The organism is Bacillus sp. BK450, assembly GCF_004364885.1.
Taxonomy (GTDB): domain Bacteria; phylum Bacillota; class Bacilli; order Bacillales; family Bacillaceae; genus Bacillus; species Bacillus safensis.
The window spans coordinates 13,018-34,428 of the sequence record NZ_SOBQ01000002.1 but is presented as its reverse complement, the minus strand read 5'-3'; the positions used below and the strand labels follow the sequence as shown (position 1 = coordinate 34,428).

At 44.4% G+C, this 21,411-nt stretch carries 17 protein-coding genes; 11 read left to right on the top strand and 6 right to left on the bottom strand.

Going from position 1 to position 21,411, the window contains the following annotated elements; genetic code table 11:
- Positions 1–41: 41 nt before the first annotated feature.
- From EV579_RS05255 to EV579_RS05245, 3 genes are all read right to left on the bottom strand, one after another.
- Positions 42–1,382 carry a (Fe-S)-binding protein gene (locus EV579_RS05255; RefSeq protein ID WP_133744085.1) on the bottom strand — a complete coding sequence of 447 codons (1,341 nt, stop codon included), beginning with the start codon at positions 1,380–1,382 and terminating at the stop codon, positions 42–44.
- The gene (gene glcD, locus EV579_RS05250) at positions 1,379–2,788 is read right to left on the bottom strand and encodes a glycolate oxidase subunit GlcD (protein WP_133744084.1); all 1,410 of its coding nucleotides are present in this window, start codon (positions 2,786–2,788) and stop codon (positions 1,379–1,381) included. The genes EV579_RS05255 and glcD overlap by 4 nt, the downstream gene beginning before the upstream one ends.
- A gap of 79 nt (positions 2,789–2,867) precedes the next feature.
- On the bottom strand, positions 2,868–4,001 hold the full coding sequence (locus EV579_RS05245; RefSeq protein ID WP_133744083.1) for a CdaR family transcriptional regulator: 1,134 nt from the start codon (positions 3,999–4,001) through the stop codon (positions 2,868–2,870).
- A gap of 122 nt (positions 4,002–4,123) precedes the next feature.
- On the opposite strand from EV579_RS05245, the gene EV579_RS05240 reads away from it, so the two are divergent.
- Positions 4,124–4,702, top strand: a complete 579-nt coding sequence (locus tag EV579_RS05240) for a branched-chain amino acid aminotransferase (RefSeq protein ID WP_133744082.1) — start codon at positions 4,124–4,126, stop codon at positions 4,700–4,702.
- A 17-nt stretch (positions 4,703–4,719) separates the two neighbouring features.
- On the opposite strand, the gene EV579_RS05235 is transcribed toward EV579_RS05240, so the two are convergent.
- Positions 4,720–5,484 (bottom strand): DeoR/GlpR family DNA-binding transcription regulator, encoded by a 765-nt coding sequence (locus tag EV579_RS05235; protein ID WP_133744081.1) that lies wholly within the window; start codon positions 5,482–5,484, stop codon positions 4,720–4,722.
- A 150-nt stretch (positions 5,485–5,634) separates the two neighbouring features.
- On the opposite strand from EV579_RS05235, the gene EV579_RS05230 reads away from it, so the two are divergent.
- From EV579_RS05230 to EV579_RS05185, 10 genes are all read left to right on the top strand, one after another.
- Positions 5,635–6,441 carry a tyrosine-protein phosphatase gene (locus EV579_RS05230; RefSeq protein WP_133744080.1) on the top strand — a complete coding sequence of 269 codons (807 nt, stop codon included), beginning with the start codon at positions 5,635–5,637 and terminating at the stop codon, positions 6,439–6,441.
- Positions 6,442–6,465: 24 nt separating this feature from the next.
- Positions 6,466–8,007: a glycoside hydrolase family 10-like protein gene (locus tag EV579_RS05225; RefSeq protein ID WP_133744079.1), complete on the top strand. Its 1,542-nt coding sequence runs from the start codon at positions 6,466–6,468 to the stop codon at positions 8,005–8,007.
- A 142-nt stretch (positions 8,008–8,149) separates the two neighbouring features.
- Positions 8,150–9,292 carry an acyl-CoA dehydrogenase family protein gene (locus EV579_RS05220; protein WP_133744078.1) on the top strand — a complete coding sequence of 381 codons (1,143 nt, stop codon included), beginning with the start codon at positions 8,150–8,152 and terminating at the stop codon, positions 9,290–9,292.
- A gap of 42 nt (positions 9,293–9,334) precedes the next feature.
- Positions 9,335–10,972, top strand: a complete 1,638-nt coding sequence (locus tag EV579_RS05215) for an AMP-binding protein (protein WP_133744077.1) — start codon at positions 9,335–9,337, stop codon at positions 10,970–10,972.
- Positions 10,973–10,980: 8 nt separating this feature from the next.
- Positions 10,981–12,330 (top strand): acetyl-CoA carboxylase biotin carboxylase subunit, encoded by a 1,350-nt coding sequence (locus EV579_RS05210; RefSeq protein ID WP_133744076.1) that lies wholly within the window; start codon positions 10,981–10,983, stop codon positions 12,328–12,330.
- On the top strand, positions 12,327–12,542 hold the full coding sequence (locus EV579_RS05205; protein WP_044335272.1) for an acetyl-CoA carboxylase biotin carboxyl carrier protein subunit: 216 nt from the start codon (positions 12,327–12,329) through the stop codon (positions 12,540–12,542). The genes EV579_RS05210 and EV579_RS05205 overlap by 4 nt, the downstream gene beginning before the upstream one ends.
- A gap of 11 nt (positions 12,543–12,553) precedes the next feature.
- Positions 12,554–13,450, top strand: coding sequence for a hydroxymethylglutaryl-CoA lyase (locus EV579_RS05200; protein WP_044335270.1), 897 nt, complete (start codon positions 12,554–12,556; stop codon positions 13,448–13,450).
- A 24-nt stretch (positions 13,451–13,474) separates the two neighbouring features.
- Complete coding sequence (locus EV579_RS05195) at positions 13,475–14,257, top strand: enoyl-CoA hydratase (RefSeq protein ID WP_133744075.1); 783 nt, start codon at positions 13,475–13,477, stop codon at positions 14,255–14,257.
- Positions 14,258–14,275: 18 nt separating this feature from the next.
- On the top strand, positions 14,276–15,799 hold the full coding sequence (locus EV579_RS05190) for an acyl-CoA carboxylase subunit beta (RefSeq protein ID WP_133744074.1): 1,524 nt from the start codon (positions 14,276–14,278) through the stop codon (positions 15,797–15,799).
- A gap of 13 nt (positions 15,800–15,812) precedes the next feature.
- Positions 15,813–17,747: an AMP-binding protein gene (locus EV579_RS05185; protein WP_133744073.1), complete on the top strand. Its 1,935-nt coding sequence runs from the start codon at positions 15,813–15,815 to the stop codon at positions 17,745–17,747.
- Positions 17,748–17,776: 29 nt separating this feature from the next.
- On the opposite strand, the gene cysI is transcribed toward EV579_RS05185, so the two are convergent.
- Together cysI and EV579_RS05175 are read right to left on the bottom strand one after the other, a co-directional pair.
- On the bottom strand, positions 17,777–19,495 hold the full coding sequence (gene cysI, locus EV579_RS05180; RefSeq protein ID WP_133744072.1) for an assimilatory sulfite reductase (NADPH) hemoprotein subunit: 1,719 nt from the start codon (positions 19,493–19,495) through the stop codon (positions 17,777–17,779).
- 33 nt (positions 19,496–19,528) lie between these two features.
- On the bottom strand, positions 19,529–21,349 hold the full coding sequence (locus EV579_RS05175; protein ID WP_024427773.1) for an assimilatory sulfite reductase (NADPH) flavoprotein subunit: 1,821 nt from the start codon (positions 21,347–21,349) through the stop codon (positions 19,529–19,531).
- Positions 21,350–21,411: the final 62 nt, after the last annotated feature.

The following is a 21,411-nucleotide window of genomic DNA, read 5'->3' as shown; positions in this document are numbered from 1 at the left end:
TTATCTAACCGATTGTCTAAAGATATGCATGAAAAAAGCGTTCAGCTTGATGGGCTGGACGCTTTTTTTCCATATTGAACGGCTTCTAATAATAAATCAGCTAGATGGACGGCACGCATGCTCGGCGAGTGCCCTGAGCGTTTGATGCCTGCTGCCATTTGCAGCTGACAGCCTGGATTAGATGTAACAATGGCAGCGGCCTTTGTTTGACTAGCTTCTGTCATTTTATGATCTAAAATTTGCATCGACATCTTTGGCTGCAAGATGTTGTAAATGCCAGCTGAGCCGCAGCACCGGCCCGAATCCTTCATTTCTTTAAATGATACACCCTGAATGGCCTTCATCAGCACCCTTGGTGCATGCTGTACGCCCATTCCGTTCCGCAAATGACAAGAATCCTGATAGGTGATGACCTGCTCTGGCAAAGCAAGCGGCATGCGGCGGTGAAATTCCAGCTCCACTAAAATGTCTGATATATCCGTGATTTTCTTTGAGAAGGCTTCACTTCGCTTTTGAAAATCCGGATCATCGTGAAGCAAATGATCGTAATCACTTAAAAAGGCACCACAACCGCCAGCATTCATGACTATGGCATCCGCATCTATCTCTTCAAACGCTTCAATATTCCGCTTTGCTAACTGTTTCGCTTGTTCTTTTTCACCGCTATGGCCATGGAGCGCTCCGCAGCACGTCTGAATAGGAGGGACGATGACGTCACAGCCTGCCAGCTGCAAAAGCTGGATGGTCGCTTCGTTTGTGCTGGAAAAAACGGTGTCCATTAAACAGCCAGTAAAAAAGGCGACCCGTTTTCTCGCTGGGCCGGCGGCTTTGTATTCCGTCAAACGGCTTTTTCGTTGACGCGGCACCTTTGGAAGCGCCTGTTCCATCAGACGTAAATGCGGTGGAAGCACCTTCAGCATGCCAGTTTTGCGGGCAGCCGTTTGCAGACCAGATGTTTGATAAAAACGAAGAAGTCCTGCTGCTTTCCGCATTCGGCTTTGTGAAGGAAAGAGACCTTTAAACACGACACGTCTTACAAGTTTGACAGGAATGGATTGTTTTTTGTGCTGCTGAATGATGTCTCTTGCATCTTCAAGTAACCGTCCATATTTAACGCCAGAAGGGCAGACCGGTTCACATGCACGGCAGCCAAGACAAAGATTCAGTGAATGCTCCACATCTTCATCTGGCTCAATGACGCCGTCTCTCACCGCCTTCATTAAAGCAATTCGGCCGCGGGGAGAGTGTGTTTCTTGTTGACCAGATTCAATATAAGTCGGGCAGGAAGGAAGGCAGAATCCGCAGCGCATGCAATTGAGCAGCTCTTTTTCGTCCATTTGCTGCTGAAATGCTTGCTGAATCTCTGTTTGTTTAGAACTCATGAGACCACCACCCGCTTTCTTGCGGCTTTTCCAAACACTTTATCAGGGTTCATGATATTTTCCGGGTCAAGCGCTTGTTTGATCGCTTTCATTGCCGCAATGCCTTCTTTTTTAACCTTCAGTTCTAAGTAAGGAGCTTTCATAAGACCCACGCCATGTTCACCCGTAATGGTGCCGCCAAGTGAGACTGCTTTTTCAAAAATGGCCTGAAAGGCTTCTTCCACCCGTTTCATTTCTTCTTCATTTCTTGCATCTGCTGCACAAGTAGGATGCAAATTGCCATCACCTGCATGACCAAATGTACAGATCTTCACTTTGTACTGCTTCGCAATGTCTTCGATCGCCCGCACCATGCTGGCAATTTCAGACCGGGGAACTGTGGCATCTTCTAAAATGGTCGTCGGGCTTAAGCGGGCGAGGGCAGATAAAGCGGATCGTCTCGCTGTTAAAAGTGCATTTGCCTCTTCTTCAGAATGTGCGATATTCACTTCTTTTGCACCATGCTGCTGACACACTTTTGCGATGCGCTGCATATCACGGGCAACCGCTTCAGGATGGCCGTCTTGTTCGATTAACAGCACCGCTTGAACGTCAGTCGGCAAACCGATTTTTGCAAAGTCTTCAACGACTTCCAGAGTCGGCTGATCCATAAATTCTAATGTGGCGGGGATGATACGCTCTGCAATAATCGCCGACACTGAAGCGGCGGCTTCCTCTAAACTTTCATATAAGCAAAGCATCGTTTGTTTTGTTTCTGGAAGCGGCAAAAGCTTCAGCGTGGCCTCAGTGACAATCCCGAGCGTTCCTTCTGAACCTACGAACAAACGGGTCATATCATACCCGGCCACGTCCTTTGCAAGCTTGCCGCCTGTTTTGATGATGTCACCGTTTGGCAGAACGACTTCAAGTCCAAGGACATAATCTCTCGTCACTCCATACTTTAACCCCCGGAGACCACCTGAATTTTCATTAATATTTCCGCCTAATGTAGAGATTTTCATAGAGCTTGGATCAGGTGGATAGAAGAGGCCTTTCGCCTCTACTTGGCGAATAAGTTCCTGTGTGATCAAACCAGGCTGCACCGTTGCTGTCAGGTTTTCTTCATCTATTTCTATTAATTGGTTCATTCTTGTAAACAGCAGCACAAGTCCGCCTTGAGTGGGACATGTGCCTGCACAAAGGTTCGTTCCTGATCCTCTTGGCACGATTGGTATGTTATATGAAGCGCAGAGCCGGACAATTTGCTGGATTTCCTCAGCCGTATGCGGGCTTACGATGACATCTGGCATATGCTGAAAATTTGGTGTTGCATCATAAGAGTAGGCAAGCCGATCGGCTTTACTGTCCTGCATGTAAGACGCGCCAACAATCTTTTTTAATTGATTTAAAAATTCAGAATGTAACATACGCATTCAACTCCTATTGATGAGACGTATCGTTTTGTTTCAGTATAAAAAAAGAATCGCCTCATGCCTATGGACGATTCTACAAAATATCGGGCTGTTTGCTTCGTTTTTTTGGATCATCATCTAATAGCATGAAGGCTAAATAAAAGAGCATGGCATCTTGCATGCGCTTTGGATCAAGTGTCGTTAACTCTTGGATTCGTTTTAGCCTGTAATGCAGTGTATTGATATGGACATGCATCGCTTCTGCGGTATATTTCAATGAGCAATCTGAGGTCATGAGTACCCGCAATGTTTTCACTAATTCAGGATAGGGGAGAAGAGGGGCGATCGTTCGATCAAGAAACACTTCTTTTGTTTCCTGACTTACTTCCTCCATAAAAAGTTCGAGCGTTAAATCTTCATCAAATACAATCGGAGTATCAGCATGTGCCATTTTTAATGCTCGAAAGGCTTGTTGAAACGATTGCTTCATCAAATGAGCAGCTGCTGGTTTTCCCGCTCCAATCAAAACCCCGGGCGAGCTCTGCGCCGTAAGGGAGGCATGGATGTGAAACAGGCGCTGCTGCAGGGCTTTACGATCATCTGCTGTTGTTTGCAGCATGAGTAAAAAGCGGCCATGCCCCCAGCGGACGATGATCTCCTGGCTGTTGAGATGCAGCGTTTCCTTCAATTTTTTGTATTGATTCTGCTTCATAAACGATTCATCCTGACAATCGATCAGAACAACTGCGCGCTCCTTGTTGATATCAAGCTGAAGCCGCGACGCTTTTTCAGTGAGATCAATCGCTGTCTCTGGCAGATGAAGCCAGTCGAATACAAACGCTTCGAGCTGACGTTCATCCGTTTCAGTTTCTTGAAAAAATTCATGTTCATGAATAAGCAGCTCGGTCATTTTTCTTAATATTTCGCCAAAAGGAGACACATGTACAGGATCTCCTGTCATTCCAATGACCCCGATGACCTCTTGCTTAAAATAAATAGGCAGATTGATGCCAGCTTTGACGCCTTTCATGTGCTGCTGGTCATCCTTTGTGAGAATTCGTTTCTGTCCTTCAAAAGATGTCAGATACGCTCCTTCATGAAATTGTCCAACGCGCGCTGGATCTGTTGCTGCAATGATGGTGCCGTTTGTTTGTGCGATGATGATTTCCTCAGTCAGCACCTTTTTAACCTCATCTACGATTTTTTCTGCCAGTGTCATTGTGAGCAAAACGTACCCCTCCGAGATGTTTCTTTTGACACTATCATACCATCATATGCTAGGACATATCTTTCTTTTCATGAGTTATGCTAAAATAATGAATGCACATGAAGAAGAAAGGAGACATAGCCATGTCGTTACTAAATCGCTTACAAGAACTATTAAAAGAAGGACAGGCGCTGACAGACTTCGAATATGATGAAGCGGCGCGCCGCAATTGGACATTAGAAGGAGCGAGAATAAAAGAAGAAGCCCGTTTTGGCGATGTATATATAGAGCGTGTAGACAAGGAATCAGAGAACATGATTCAAACAGAAAACCCCTCATTTCTAAACACACCGCTTACATATGTGAAAAAACATCAAAAAGAATTCATTTATATCGAATCCAAGTGGTTTGATGTCGTGAAAGTGGATGGCTTGGCCATTGAATGGGATGAAGTGTTTCAGACGTATACCGTCCTATTCGGTTTAAAACGTCCTAAAAAAGACACGAATATTCTAAAGGACATGCTATCGCCATTAAATGGTGCTCAGCTTCAATTTAATGGACAAGATGGCTTATTTGATGTGAATTTGCAGCTTCTTGAGCTTGAGAATATCCACGAAGATACGGCTTTCATTGACGTCATCTCGGCCGTGTATCGATTTTTATTCCGTATGATCATACAGCTTGAAATCAATGAATCAAAAAATGGCTCAAATTCCTGAGCCGTTTTTTTGTCCATCTATTCATTTGATGAAGGTGTGACAAACTGTACATCATGCTCTTTTCCATATTGAAGATAATCTTCATGTGGCTCCTGATTGGTCACGACGATATCAATCTCGTGCAAATCACAAAACGTGGTCAAGGCGTAATGATCGAATTTGCTATCATCCACTAATAAAAAGGTTTTGGCACTTTTTTGAACAAGCGTCTTTTTAATATCGGTTTCAAGCGGAGAAGAATTCGTGACGCCGTGATCAATGGATAAACCAGTTGATGCGATAAAGGCTTTATTGACATTGTAAGCTTTTAAGCGCTCAACACTTTGATAACCAACGAAAGAATTCGTTTTTCTTTCAAGCATCCCACCAGTGGAAAAGATGGTGAGATTTTCATAAGGCATCGCCTGTGTAATGAAATCCACATTATTGGTCACAATGGTCACCTGTTTCTCCGTCAAATAGGGGAGCATCTCAAGCGTTGTCGTACCAGAATCAATAAAAATCATATCCCCGTTTTCCACAAAAGCGGCAGCCGTCTGACCGATCAATTGCTTTTTACTGAGCTGACGGATCTTTCGCTCCTGATACACCACTAACGTTGAGTGGTTCACAGCCACTCCGCCATACACTTTTTTGAGTACGCCGGACTCGACCAACGCCTGTACATCTCGGCGTATCGTGTTTTTTGAGACACCAAAATGCGCAACAAGCTCATCAAGTGAGGCAGATTCACGGTCAAACACATACTCTTTGATTTGCTGAATCCGTTTTGTTTTTATCATACTTCATATCTCCAATCAATCCGAATGTCCTTTTTCCATTATACCAATAAATTCTCTTACATGGATTAGGTCAATTGATTCTCTTTTCTCCTTTGATATAAAAGCGTATGATAGAAAAAAGAAAGAAACTAGAAAGGAACTTTCACTTCTATGAATCAATCAAACAACCCATTTTCAAAGCTTGCGAATTTTAGAGAAGTAGGGGGACTTCAAACAACAGATGGGATGGTGATCAAACAGAGAATGATTTATCGATCCGCAGACTTATCCCGTTTGTCGAAACAAGACATTGAGATATTCTCAGCACTCGGACTTCAAACCGTTTGTGATCTCCGTACAGCCTCAGAACGTAAATCACATCCGCCAAAGATCAAGGAACACGACAAAATCGTCCATATTCCGATGCAGCCTGACAGTAAGATGCCAAGTAAATGGACCATGTTTCGTATGCTGGTAACAGAAGGGAAGTCTCTCTCATTTACACCGATCATGAAAGAGTTATATCAAAGCATGCTGACAGAGCGTAAAGAAGAGATTCGGCAGCTGTTCACACTGCTTTCAGATCAAAGCCATTACCCGCTGATGCTTCACTGCACGAGTGGCAAGGACCGTACAGGTTTTTTATCTGCCCTGATTCAGTTGGTGGCAGGTGTACCGCTGGCTGTCGTTTTAAGTGAATACATGCGTTCCAATGAAGGCGTGCAAATGCTCGTCAGAAGGCAGGAACGATTTGTCCGATTGATGAGTTTATACCGGGTGTCAAAAGAACAAATTCAGCCGCTTGTCGGTGTGCAGCAAGATTATCTTGAAGATGTGCTGCACGAAATGCTGGAGACATACGGGAGTGCAGAGCGGTATTTAATTGAAGCCTGCAAAGTCCCTGAAGCTCATCTCAATGAAATGAAAAACATTCTGCTTACACCATCTGCTGGCATTCCATCACAAAAAGCGGAATAAACTTAAGGTGAGGTGATGCAAAACATGCTGAAAAAGATCAGTATGACAGTTTTAACACTGATGTTGATGTTTGTATTTTTATTGATTCCTTCTAGCAGTCTAGCAGCTCGTGCAGTGCCAAAAGGGAAGCTTGAGAGCACAAGAGAGATGCGCGCGGTATGGATTGCATCGGTTTATAACTTAGATTGGCCCTCAAAGAAGGGGCTGCCCGTAGCAGAGCAGAAGCAAGAGTTTATTCGTTTGTTAGACGAAATCAAAGCGATGAATATGAATGCCGTCATTATGCAAATTAAACCAACAGCAGATGCCTTTTATCCTTCAGCATACGGGCCGTGGTCAGAATATTTGACTGGAACACAAGGGAAAGATCCGGGGTACGATCCGCTTGAGTTTATGATCGAAGAAGCTCATAAACGCGGCCTTGAATTTCACGCTTGGTTTAACCCTTACCGAATCACAATGAATCATACTGATCTCAGCCGTTTGTCTGCCGATCACCCTGCAAGACAACATCCGGATTGGACGATTGCGTATGGTAATCAGCTTTATTACAATCCTGGTATTCCTGAAACTCAGGACTTCATTATCGGCGGTATCGAAGAAGTTGTGAAAAACTACGATATTGATGCAGTGCATATGGATGATTATTTTTATCCATATAAAATAGCCGGTGTACCATTTCCAGATCAAGAAACGTATGAAAAATATGGAAAAAAAGCATTTACACATATAGAAGATTGGCGAAGAGATAATGTGAATCAGCTGGTAAAGCAAATCAATGACACCATTAAGAAAGAAAAACCGTATGTGAAATTTGGTATTAGTCCATTCGGGGTATGGCGCAACATAAAAGATGACCCGACTGGTTCAAACACCACTGCAGGAATGACCAACTACGATGATTTATATGCTGATACAAGAGAGTGGATTCAGCAGCACGATATTGATTATGTTACTCCGCAAATTTACTGGAGCATCGGCTTTCAAGCTGCCGCTTATGATGTGCTGACGAAATGGTGGTCAAATGAGGTGAAAGGGGAGCCGGTTCATCTGTACATTGGGCAGGCGGCATATAAAATTAATCAAAACAGTGACCCTGCTTGGTCTGACCCGGAAGAATATTTTAGGCAGATTGAGCTGAACAGGCAGTCACAGCTTGTGCAGGGAAGCATGCATTTCAGCCTGAAGGATCTCAATCGCAACCCTTTGAATGTAAAGGATCGATTGATAGAAGAGTCATACAGCAAACCAGCTCTCATTCCGGAAATGCCTTGGCTTCATCAGAAAGCACCTAAAAAACCAATCATTCAATCTGTGAAAAAGACATCGGATGGTGCGGCTTTACAAATCAAAAATGATCCGCATTCTACCGTATCCTATTATGCGGTCTATCGATTAACAAATAAAGGAACATATGAATTGCTGCAAACGGTTAGAAAAGAAAAAGGCGCCATAACAACGATTAAAGACCTCCCAGTCAATCAAAAGAAAATGGATACTTACAAGATTACGGCTCTTAATCGTCTTCATCACGAAAGCAAGCCTTCTACAAAAATAGTGAAATAACAGAAAAAGCATGAGTGAGATTTTCTTCGTTCATGCTTTTTTTCTATTATTCTTGTTTTAATTTTCTGAATTCAATCAAGCTTGGCATGAAGCAGCTGCTTGATTAATAAATATGATAGAAAGAGCTAAAGGGGGAAGCAAGATGGATTTTGAATTAACGAAAGAACAACAAATGATCCGCCAGATGGTCAAAGATTTCGCCAAAGCAGAAATTGCACCACTCGCTCAAACCATTGATGAACAGGCCGTATTCCCAGCCAAAACGTTTCAAAAAATGGGGGAGCTCGGCTTTATGGGCATCCCCTTTCCAGAGAAATACGGCGGCTCAGGAGGAGATACGATATCATATGCACTCGCTGTAGAAGAAATCGGAAAACAGTGTGCCAGTACAGGTCTTAGCTATGCCGCAGCCGTCTCCTTAGGCGCAAGCCCGCTTTATTACTTCGGTACAGAGGAGCAAAAGATGGACCACCTTGTCCCGCTGGCTTCTGGAACAGCACTTGGTTCCTTCGGATTAACAGAACCAAATGCAGGGTCAGATGCAAAAGGGACGAAAACAAAAGCAGTCAAAGACGGACAAGAGTATGTCATTAGCGGGGAGAAGTGCTGGATCACAAACGCCAATTTTGCCAGAACCATTATCGTCACTGCTGTCTCGGATCAAGATGAAAACGGCCGCCCAATCATCTCCGCCTTCATTGTGGAGAAAGGGCAAAAAGGGCTGACCATTACAAATCCATATGACAAAATGGGCGTGCGCGGTTCAGATACAGCAGAAATCATTTTAGACGGTGTACGTGTACCAGTCCAGAATATTTTAGGAGACCCAGCGAAAGGCTTTAAGCAATTTTTATATACATTAGACGGGGGGCGCATTTCAATTGCTGCGTTATCAGTTGGCATCGCACAAGCTGCACTAGATGCTTCGCTCTCGCATGCAAAAGAAAGAAAGCAATTTGGGCAGACCCTTTCTTCCTTCCAAGCCATTCAGTTTAAGCTGGCAGATATGGCGATGCAAATAGAACTCGCTAGACAAATGGTGTGGAAAGCCGCTTGGCTGAAAGATCACGGCAAGCCGTTTACAAAAGAAGCTGCCTATGCCAAGCTTTTCGCTTCTGAAATGGCGACAAAAGCAAGTCTTGATGCTGTCCAAATTCACGGAGGAACAGGCTACATGAAAGAAAGTGGTGTAGAACGGCTTGTGAGAGATGCCAAGCTGATGGAAATTGGAGAAGGGACCTCTGAAATTCAGCGTCTAGTCATCGCAAGACAACTGTTAGCGTAATCCGATAATGAAAACGCTTACCATCAATGGAGGAGGAAAGCCATGATGTCGATTCATCCACAAACAATCGGCTCGTTATTAAAAGAGAAACGGGATCAGCATCCAGCACATGAAGCCATTGTGTATCCAGAACGTTCTTTACGATATTCATATGAAGCGTTTTATCGAGAAGTCAAGGAAACCGGGAAAGGTCTTATGGCATTAGGGGTTCAAAAAGGGGATCATATCGCCATCATGGCGCCCAATGTAGCCGAATGGCTCATGCTGCAATTCGCCTGCGCGTCGATTGGAGCCGTTCTTGTCACCGTGAATACAAACTTTCAATCACAAGAACTCGCTTATTTACTCAAGCACTCTGATAGCAACATGCTGTTTATCGTAGACGGGTTTAAAGAGACATCCTATGTCAAAATGCTTGAAGAACTCATACCGGAGCTTCAAAACGCTCATCAAGGAGAGATCACATCCTCATCTTTTCCTTATTTAAAAAGTGTCGTCTATATAGGTAAGCACACGCCAAAGGGCATGCGCAGCTGGGACAGTATTCAAGCAGCTGCCAAAAGAACAGAGGATCATGAGTGGGAGAAACGAATGGATGAGCTTGCGCCTGATGATGTCATTAATATGCAATATACTTCAGGCACAACCGGTTACCCAAAAGGAGTCATGCTCAGCCATACAAACATTGTCTGCAATGCCAGCCAAATCGCAGATTGTATGAAGCTCACCCAAAAGGATCGAATGTGTATCCCTGTTCCTTTCTTTCATTGCTTTGGATCTGTTCTTGGCGTGCTTGCTTGTCTCACAAAAGGAGGAACAATCATTCCAATTGAATCCTTCCATCCAGAGAGAGTTCTTCAAACAGTGGAAAAAGAGAAGTGCACCGTACTTCACGGCGTCCCGACAATGTTCATTGCAGAACTCGACCATCCGAATTTTCACCAATACGATCTGTCCACATTACGAACGGGCATTATGGCAGGATCTCTTTGCCCATCCCATGTGATGAAAGCCGTCATTGAACAAATGGGACTGAAGGAGCTCACGATTGCTTACGGACAGACCGAAAGCTCTCCTGTCATTACCCAAACAAGAACGGATGATTCATTTGAAAGGCGGGTTCAAACGGTCGGCCGGGCGCTTCCTCACATTGAAGTGAAAATCACCGTTCCAGGCACGCCGGAGGAAGTACCAAGAGGAGAACAAGGAGAGCTGTGTACAAGAGGCTATCATGTGATGAAAGGCTACTATAAAAATGAAGAAGCCACAAATGAAGTGATTGATCAGGACGGCTGGCTTCATACGGGTGATCTAGCAGAGATGGATGAGGACGGCTATGTGAAAATCACAGGACGGCTGAAAGATATGATCATTAGAGGCGGGGAGAATGTTTACCCAAAAGAGATTGAGGATGTTCTTTACACTCATCCGGATATTCTTGATGCACAGGTCGTTGGTATACCTGACGAGACGTATGGAGAAGAAGCCGCCGCATTCATTCGGCTTAAACAAGGTAGGACGGTGACAATTGAGACACTCACCAGCTATTGTCAGTCGCAAATGGCACGCTACAAAATTCCTAAATATTTTTTCATCACTGACGAGTATCCAATGACCGCATCAGGGAAGATTCAAAAATTTCGTCTGAAAAAGCAGGCACTTGATCTAATAAAGGAGTGAAGGCAGTGATGTTTCAAAAAGTACTGATTGCCAATCGAGGCGAAATTGCCCGGCGAATTATTCGAACGTGTAAAAGGCTCGGAATCCACACCGTCGCCGTTTATTCAGAAGCAGATCAGCATGCACTTCATGTGCAAGAAGCAGACAGCGCCTATCCGATTGGAGGCGCGAAAGTATCTGAAAGCTATTTAAACATGGAAGCCATCATTCGTGTAGCCAAGCAGACAAATACAGATGCCATCCACCCAGGATATGGCCTCTTATCAGAAAATGCAGCCTTTGCAGAACGCTGCCGTAGCGAAGGAATCGCCTTTATTGGCCCATCCGCACAAGTCATTCAGCGAATGGGGAATAAAATTGAAGCAAGAAAAACGATGGCTCAAGCAGGTATCCCTATTGTACCAGGCGTTTCAGCTCCGCTGCATGATGCAGAAGAAGGGGTCAGTCAAGCGCAGTCACTCGGTTATCCGATCATGCTCAAGGCATCAAGCGGGGGCGGAGGAATTGGCATGCAGATCGTGCAAAATGACGAGGAGCTGTACAGGGCTTTTGAAGGGAATCAAAAAAGAGCGCAAAGCTTTTTCAACGATGGGACGCTGTATATGGAAAAGGTTATTGAAAACGCTCGGCACATTGAAATTCAGGTCCTTTTTGATTCCTTCGGTCATGGGGTTCACTTATTTGAGCGAGACTGTTCACTCCAACGAAGACATCAAAAAATCATTGAAGAAGCACCAGCCGCCTGTCTCGATGAATCAGTGAGACAACAGATGGGGGAGATGGCCGTCAAAGCAGCCAAAGCGATTGGGTATGAAAATGCAGGAACGATTGAATGTTTAGTTGATCAGCATCAACACTTTTATTTCCTAGAAATGAACACGAGATTACAAGTAGAGCACCCTGTCACAGAAGAAATTACAGGCATTGACCTTGTCGAGGAACAGCTGAAAATCGCTGCATGTGAGCCGCTTTCCTTTAATCAGGAGGATATTCATCAAATCGGCCATGCCATCGAGGTTAGAATTTATGCGGAAGATCCCGTCACCTTTTATCCATCACCAGGAACGATCACTTGGCTTTCCACACCTGAAGCTCCGTATATCCGTCATGAGTCAAGCGTGAGAAATGGAAGCATCATTACCCCTTTTTACGATCCAATGATTGCGAAAATGATCGTTTACGGTGATACACGAAAACTTGCAATAGAACGATTAAAAGGGGCATTACAAGCATATGAAATAGAAGGGATCAAAACCAACTTACCGCTTTTAAGGGAAATGACCGGATCTTCTGCATTCTTACAAGGCAGCATCACCACCGATTTTCTCATGAAAAAAAGGGAGGAAAACCGTTCATGAAAACTGTCACAATTCAAATGGCCGGAAACTTGTGGAAGCTTCTTGTGAAACAAGGCGATGAAGTGCAAAAAGGACAGGAGGTTGCCATTTTAGAATCAATGAAAATGGAGATTCCGATCGTTGCTGAAGAGGCCGGGATCATCAGTAAAGTGTATAAGGGAGAGGGAGAGTTTGTCGATGAAGGAGAGGTTCTTTTAGAACTAACAGAATAGGAGGGAGCCAGATGGCATTACCAAAGAGTGTGCTTATCAGGGAGGTCGGCCCGCGGGACGGACTGCAAAATGAATCAGTCTGGCTGGACACAGGCGAGAAGCGAACGTGGATTGATCTGCTCGCAGCAGCCCAGCTCCCTTATATTGAAGTCACATCATTTGTTCATCCTAAATGGGTTCCAGCCTTAAAAGATGCCAAAGAACTCACCCAATCCTTTAACAAAAAAGACGACATCACCTATGCAGCACTCATTCCCAATGAAAAAGGCTTAGCTCATTTTTTTGAAGCCAATCTTGACACAGGCGCTATGTTTATCTCTTCGAGTGAAACACATAACAAGAAAAATATGAATCAATCCATCCACGAAACACTTCCTGTTATCAAACAAATGACAGCTGATTTAAAAGCATCAGGAAAAAACACGCGCGCGTATATTTCCACCGTGTTTGGCTGCCCATATGAAAAACAAGTGCCAATGGATCAAGTCCTCCGGTTAACGGATATTTTGCTTTCTTATGGCATTGATGAAATATCTCTCGGTGACACCATCGGTGAAGCCCATCCGCTTCAAGTAGAAAGACGCTTAGACATTTTACTCGAACGTTTTCCTGCTGATAAAATTGCTCTTCATTTTCATGATACGAAGGGGATGGCTCTTGCGAATATTTATACGGCATTAAAAGCAGGGATCACCATATTTGACTCCTCCAGCGGCGGGCTCGGCGGATGTCCCTATGCACCTGGTTCCAGCGGAAATGTGGCGACAGAAGATGTGGTGCATATGCTTCAAAAACTAGGAATTGAGACAAATATTCACCTTCCTGCATTAATTAAAGCGGCAGAATGGATTGAAGCAAAAGTAGATCGAACCCTGCCTAGTCACTGTTTACGCGCTTTTCACTCTTAGACTACTTCATAAAGGATGAATAACATGACATCATTGGTTCATTTTTCGATACAAGATGAACAGGTCGGTATCATGACCTTAAACAGGCCAGAACAAGCGAATTCCCTATCTGCTCCAATGCTGGAGGAGATCAATCAAATCATTCAAGAAATCAAACACGATGAAAGCATTCGCTGTCTTCTCATTACAGGAGCCGGTTCAAAAGTCTTTTGTGCGGGAGCAGATTTAAAAGAACGACGATTGATGACAGAAGCAGAAGCGAAAGGAGCTGTTCTTTCGATTCAGCAAACTTTTATCGAGATTGAATCTATTCCTGTACCTGTCATTGCAGTGATGAACGGACACGCACTAGGCGGAGGACTTGAGCTCGCGCTCGCTTGTGATCTCCGCATTGCACGAGCCGGAGCAAGACTCGGCCTGCCAGAAACAGGACTAGCTATCATACCAGGAGCCGGAGGGACGCAGCGCCTTCCGCGCCTCATTGGACTCGGTAAAGCAAAAGAACTTATTTTCACAGGCGCATCATTAAAAGCAGAAGAAGCTATTCAAATTGGGCTGATTGAGCATATCTCTGTAGCAGATTCCCTCATGAACGATGCCATCTCTCTTGCAAAACAAATCATCAAAAATGGCCCGCTTGCCTTAAAAGAAGCGAAACAAGCGATTCAATCAAGCCTTGATCACGATTTGCATACAGGTTTGACAAAGGAATACGAAGCCTATCTACGGCTCATTGAGACAGAAGATCGAACGGAAGGTCTTCGAGCCTTCCAAGAAAAACGAATGCCTCAATACAGAGGCAGGTAGCAAGAAAGGGGAATGGGTATGATCGAAGAATATGAACTAAAAAAACAGCAGATTCTGAAAGGCGGGGCAGACCGATACCATCAAAAAAACAAAGAAAAAGGAAAATTGTTTGTCCGTGACCGCCTCCAGTTGTTATTAGATGAGGATTCTTTCATTGAGGAGGCCATGTTTGCCGAGTGTCAAAATGAACATTTACCAGCAGATGGTGTTATCACAGGAACAGGGCGGATGAACGGGCAAACTGTTTGCGTCATGGCAAATGATTCTACCGTCAAAGCAGGATCATGGGGCGTCAAAACGGTAGAAAAAATCATTAGAATCCAGGAAACAGCCGAAAAGCTCAACTGCCCAATGCTGTATTTAGTTGACTCTGCGGGTGCTAGAATCACCGATCAAATCGCCATGTTTCCAGGCAGAAGGGGTGCAGGCCGCATTTTTTATAACCAGGTGAAGCTGTCTGGACGTATTCCGCAAATTTGTTTACTATTTGGTCCTTCGGCAGCCGGAGGTGCTTACATTCCTGCTTTTTGTGACATCGTCGTCATGGTCGAAGGGAATGCCTCAATGTACTTAGGCTCACCGCGAATGGCCGAAATGGTGATTGGAGAGAAAGTATCACTTGAAGAAATGGGCGGAGCAAAAATGCATTGCAGCATTTCTGGATGCGGCGATATTTTAGCAAAAACAGAGGAAGAAGCCATTCAAATCGCCCGCACTTATTTAACTTACATGCCTGCCAACTATACAGAAAAACCAAAACGGGCAGCCGCAATCGCACCTAAACCATCAGAGATCACCATCCAAGACCTCATCCCTAAAGGGCAGAATACCCCTTTTGATATGTATCAGCTCATTGATTTACTCATTGATGAAGGATCTTTTTTTGAAATCAAAAAACTGTTTGCCGCCGAGCTGATCACAGGCTTTGGCCGCATGAATGGTCAGCCTGTCGGTCTTATTGCCAACCAGCCGAGGGTAAAAGGCGGCGTTTTATTCCATGACTCAGCCGACAAAGCGGCTAAGTTTATTCAGCTATGTGACGCCTTTCATATTCCACTCCTTTTCCTTGCCGATATACCGGGGTTTATGATCGGAACCAAAGTAGAACAAGCAGGCATTATCAGGCACGGGGCGAAAATGATTTCCGCCATGTCAGAGGCAACCGTTCCGAAAATATCCGTCATTGTTCGTAAAGCATATGGTGCAGGTTTATATGCTATGGCAGGACCGGCCTTTGAACCGGATTGCTGTCTCGCACTTCCATCAGCACAAATTGCTGTCATGGGGCCAGAAGCCGCTGTAAATGCTGTCTATGCGAATAAAATTGCCGAACTGCCTGCTGAGGAAAGAGCAGCATTTATTCAAGAGAAACGCAAGGAATACCAGGAAGATATGAATATATATGAGCTTGCCTCTGAAATGATTGTCGATGGTGTCATCCCATTTGACCATTTGCGAGATGAGCTTTGTCATAGATTACAAGCCTATACCTCTAAAGAGATGACATTTACAAGACGAAAACACCCGGTTTATCCGGTCTAAAGGGGGCGGCCTCATGATGAACCTAAAACCAGCGTGGATACCCGAAGAGCAGATGATGAAACAAACACGCCTTTACAAATGGATGCATTCACTTGGTTTTTCTACTTATGATGCGTTCTATCAAGCTAGTATCGAGCGGACCGATTGGTTTTGGAGAGAAGCCGAAAAGGCGGTCGGCATCGTGTGGAAGAAGCCGTATGAAGCCGCATTAGGCCAAGATTCATTCATGTGGCCCAATTGGTATAAAGGCGGCCGGCTCAACGTGGTCGAAACGGCTGTTGACAAATGGGCAGAGAATGAAGAAACCCAGCATCAACCAGCTGTGATGTGGAGAAATGAAGCGGGAGAAGAGAGAAGATGGACGTTCCTCGAACTTCAAGAAAAGGTCAATCGTCTCGCTGCTGGTTTTTTGAAGAAGGGAATACAAAAAGGGGATGTAGCGGTCATTTATATGCCGATGCTTCCGGAAACGGCTGCTGTCATGCTTGCCTTTGCAAAGATTGGTGTCATCTTTAGCCCGGTTTTTTCTGGCTATGGAAGCGAGCCTCTTGCCGTACGTATTCGTGCATCAGGTGCAACCATTGTCGTCACAGGCTCTAGCGTGACGCGCCGGGGAAAGACGATCAACATGCGTGAATGTGCGGCAGAAGCGATCGACAAAACCAAGACTGTCCAAACAGTCATTGTACATGCTTCCTCTTCTACTGGATATAAAGAGGATATTCAGTTAAACGATTTGTTAAAAGAGGAACCAATGAATAAAACGACTTATCTTTCAAATGAAGAGCCCCTTATGATCTTATACACGTCTGGAACAACCGGTACACCAAAAGGGGCTGTTCATACACACGCAGGCTTTCCTGTAAAAGCGGCTTTTGATGCCGGTCTTTGTATGGACGTCGCAAAAGGAGACCGTTTGTTTTGGCTCACAGACATGGGATGGATGATGGGGCCCTTTCTCGTCTTTGGCGGCTTGATCAATGGAGCTGCAATTGTTTTATATGACGGCGCCCCCGATTATCCAGATGAACAGCACCTTTGGTCATTCATCCACGAGCAAAAAGTCACCCATTTTGGACTTTCACCTACTTTTGTTCGATCTGCGATGCAGCAAAACCTTTCAGACATTGAGCTGCCGCATGTGAAAGCCATCATATCTACAGGTGAACCGTGGAATGAAGCACCATGGCAATGGCTTTTTGACACCATTGGTCAAAAGCACATTCCAATCTTAAATTACTCAGGGGGAACAGAGGTTTCTGGCGGTATTGTAGGAAGTACGCTGCTTCGTCCAATCAAACCGATCCTTTTTAATGCGGCAATCTTAGGAATGGCGGCAGATGTGTATAATGAGGCAGGAGAGAGCGTTCTGAATGAGGTAGGGGAGCTTGTTGTGAAAAAGCCGTGGGTCGGCATGACATGTGGGTTTTGGAAAGATCCGGAGCGATATGAAGACACCTATTTTAGGCGATTTGATGGGGTGTGGACGCACGGTGATTGGGTGATGCAATCAGAGGATGGCGCATTCCATATCACGGGCAGATCGGATGATGTCATTAATACAGCAGGTAAACGCATTGGTCCAGCTGAAATTGAATCCATTCTTGTCGGGCATCCAGCCGTACATGAGGCTGCTGTGATTGGAGTAAAGGATGAGGTGAAGGGAGAAGCACTAGTTTGTTTCATTGTGGCCAGTTCACAGACTTTTGAAGAAGCAGCACTCATTCAAGAGCTCAAAATACATGTTGGTTCATATGCGGGAAAAGCGCTCACACCAAAGGAAATTCATCTCATTTCAGCTTTACCGAAAACAAGAAACGGAAAAATCGTCCGGCGTTTATTAAAAGGAGCTTATGAACAGCAGCCTTCACCAGATCTTTCGTCTTTAGATAATCCTGATGTGTATAACAGCATTTGCGAATACTTGAAAAGGAAACAAAGTCCATAAAAAAAAGACAGGAGAGAGTCCTGTCTTTTTTATTGCACATGAAAATTCGTGCCATCTGTTGTTTCTTTTACAATACCTGCCCGAATCACAAAATCACCGAAATGTTCATGTTCCGCGCGTTCTTTTGCATAGCGAGGGAGAAGAGAGCCAAGCTCGTTTAAAATGTCTTCTTCTCCTACATTTTCTCGGTACAGTTTACTTAATCTGCTGCCATCAAACGCAGCGCCAAGATACATGTTGTATTTACCAGGTGATTTCCCGATAAAGCCAATTTCACCAAGCGCATGACGGGCGCATCCATTTGGACATCCAGTCATACGAATCGTGATTTCTTTATCACTTAAGCCATTTTCTTCGACAATCTCTTCAATTTTGTCAATTAAGCGCGGGAGGTAGCGTTCTGCCTCTGCCATCGCTAAGCCGCATGTCGGAAGAGCAACACAGGCCATTGAACTGCGGCGCAGTGCAGAGTGCTGCTGTCCATCTGACAAACCAAACTCCTCAATGAGCTGCTCGATTTGTTTCTTTTTATGAGATGTGACGTTTCCAATGATCAAATTTTGATTCGCTGTTAAGCGGAAGTCACCTGTATGAATCTTTGCGATTTCACGAATACCTGTCATCAGCGGATAATCATCGTAATCCGTGATACGGCCGCCTTCTACAAACATTGTATAATGCCATCTGCCATTGATTCCTTTTACCCAGCCATAGCGGTCACCGTTATGATCGAAGTGATAATCTCTTGCGTCTAATAGGGTAAATCCAAGGCGGCGCTCAAGCTCTTCTTTTACATTCTCAAGACCGAGGCGGTCCACTGTATATTTAAAGCGGGCATTTTTTCTCACCGAACGGTTTCCGTAGTCCCGCTGGATGGTGATCACTTGTTTGGCAATCTCTACAACTTGTTCCGGTGTACAAAAGCCAATTACTTTTGCAAGCTGAGGATAGGTCGCTGTATCACCATGAGTCATGCCCATTCCACCGCCAATCGCGACATTAAAACCGACTAATTGATCATTTTCAATAATTGCAATGAAGCCTAAATCCTGCGAAAAAACATCAATATCGTTAGCAGGAGGGACCGCCACACCAATCTTGAATTTTCTTGGCAAATAAAGTGGACCATACATCGGTTCAACCTCTGTATCAGGCGTTGCTGCTACCTTTTCCTCATCAAGCCAGATTTCATGGTACGCTCTTGTTTGTGGAAGCAGGTCATCACTTAATTTTTTGGCGAGCTCGTATACATCATGGTGCACTTCTGATTGATAAGGATTTGACGTACACATGACATTACGGTTCACATCGCCGCAAGCAGCGATCGTATCAAGCATAGTGGAATGAATGTCTTGAATGGTCTTTTTCATGTTCCATTTTAGAATACCGTGAAGCTGAAAGGTTTCACGAGTTGTCAGCTTTAACGTACCGTTTCCATATTTATGAGCAAGCTCATCCATTACAAGCCACTGTTTGGATGTAGCGATTCCGCCAGGCAGGCGGACGCGCAGCATAAATTGATAGGCAGGCTCAAGCTTTTGTTTTTGCCGTTCATTTCTCAGGTCACGATCATCCTGTAAATAACTGCCGTGATGCTTCATCAGACGGTTATCATCATCAGGAATACCCGCTGAAATCGGATCAAGCATCACTTCTTTTAAAGTACCCCGTAAATAATCACTTTTTTCTTTGATTTCCTCTACGTCGCTCGGAGGTCCATCCGGCGCTGTTAATGCTGTCTTCACCATGTAAGTAAAAGCTCCTTTCTTTCAAGCATTCAATCAATATACGTCACGCTGATAGCGTTTTTGCTGCTGCAAGTTGGCTAGATAGCTTTCAGCTTTCTCTTTGCTCATCGCACCTTCTTCTTGGATGATTGATAGAAGGGTATTATGAACATCATGCGCCATATGTTTTTCATCTCCGCAGACATATACATAGGCACCTTGCTCCAGCCATTCGAATAATTCTTTACTTTGTTTCTTCATTTGGTGCTGGACATATACTTTTTCCTCTGAATCTCTTGAAAAAGCCACATCCATTTTCGTTAACACACCATCTTTTAACCACTTTTGCCATTCGGTTTGATATAAGAAATCCGTCACAAAGTGCTGATCACCGAAGAACAGCCATGACTTTCCGTCTGCACCGACTTCCTCGCGCTCCTGCATAAAGGAACGGAAAGGGGCGATGCCTGTGCCTGGTCCTACCATAATGATCGGTGCTTCAGGGTTTTCAGGAAGCTTAAAGTTTTGATTGTGCTGGATATAAACAGGCAGCTTATCACCTGGCTCTAAGCGCTCCGCACATAAGATTGAGCAGACACCTTGACGTTCTCTTCCGTGAGCATCATATCTCACAGCACCGATCGTCAAATGAACTTCTTCTTCATTTGCTTTCAGGCTGCTTGCAATGGAATAAAGGCGAGCCGGAATTTTTCTTAAAATGGCAGTGAAGTCTGCCGCTGTTCCTTCAAAAGGACCGAAATCACGAGCAGCATCTACTAAATCTCTTCCTGCTATATACGCTTTTAACTTTTCTTCGTTTCCTTCTTCTAAAAGGGCCTGCAAGGCTTCGCTTTTTGTAAAGGACGCCATCTTTTGAAGAAGAGGTTTTGTCAATACGGTAATCTCAAAATGAGAGGTAAGTGCTTCTTTTAAAGGAAGCGTGTCGCCGTTTTTATGAACGGTTACGGCTTCCTCTGCATTCCATCCGCATGTTGTGATCAGTTCATCAACAAGCGCAGGATCATTTGTTGGATAAATACCAAGGCTGTCACCCGGCTCATAAACAAGTCCTGATCCTTCAAGAGAAAGCTCTAAATGACGGGTTTCTTTGTTAGAACCGCGGCCATTTAAGTTGATATTTTCAAGCACTTCAGCATAAAAAGGATTTGTTCTTGAGTATTCAGATGCTGCCGTTTGAGTGTTTGCTTCAGCTGATTCCTGCGGGGCTGCTGCGGCTCCACCTTCGCTAAGTGATGATGCCACCCCTTGAAGCCATTCAGAAAACGGCTCATCATAATCAAGATCACAGTCCACTCGATCGAAAAGACGCGTTCCGCCAAGCTCTTTTAAGCGCTCATCAAATTCTTTACCTGTTTGACAGAAGAATTCGTAAGAGCTGTCACCAAGTGATAGGACAGAAAAGCTTAAATGATCAAGCTTTGGTGCACGTCTGCCGTGAACATATTCATGGAAAGAAAGGGCATTATCAGGCGGATCTCCCTCGCCATGTGTGCTGACGATAATCAGTAAATTGTTTATTTTTTTCAGACTATTTGGTTTAAAATCTGACATAGAAGAGAGCGTCACTTGAAAACCTTTCTCTTCAAGATGTTGAGCTGTCTTTTTTGCTAACCCTTCAGAATTGCCTGTTTGTGAGCCATAAAGGACGGTCACATCTTTGCTGATAGGCTGCGCTGGTGCTGCGGCAGAAAGAGAAGGGGCTAGGGCAGTATTTTCTGATCCGGCTAAAGCTGCCTGTGCTGATAAATAACCGGTAAGCCAAATTTTTTGCTGATCTGTTAAAGTCGGAAGCAGCTGATTAAGCAGTTCTGCCTGCTCCTGACTAAACGGACTGTTCAATACATGAAGTTGCAACGATATCCACCTCACAAGGAATATAAACATAGATTAATTCGATAGGAATTATATATATAGGT